Source organism: Aeromonas sp. sif2416 (assembly GCF_019218665.1).
In the GTDB taxonomy this organism is placed as follows: Bacteria; Pseudomonadota; Gammaproteobacteria; order Enterobacterales; family Aeromonadaceae; genus Aeromonas; species Aeromonas encheleia.
Window position 1 is genome coordinate 1 of sequence record NZ_JAHUXC010000067.1, and the last position, 227, is coordinate 227.

Annotated in this window: 1 protein-coding gene; it reads right to left on the reverse strand. The window is 67.0% G+C overall.

Translation table 11 applies throughout. From position 1 onward, the window contains the following. Positions 1–227: VCBS domain-containing protein (locus KW821_RS21570; protein WP_218292883.1), on the reverse strand; the 227-nt coding region annotated here is incomplete at both ends.

Genomic DNA, 227 nt, shown 5'->3' on the forward strand with positions numbered 1-227 from the left:
CGCCCTCGCCCAGGTACTGCACCTTGTCGTTGGCGACTTCATAGCTCCACTTGCCAGCCGCATCGATCTCCAGCTGACCCAGGGCGCCGGCACTCGGGGTGCCCACACCCGGTTTGAACTCGGCCTCGTCGGCCCCGTCCACGTCGGTCACGCTCAGGCTGCCGGTCTCGGTCAGGTTACCGCTGACCACGTTCAGGTCTTCGGTCACCGCACCGCTGCCATCACCC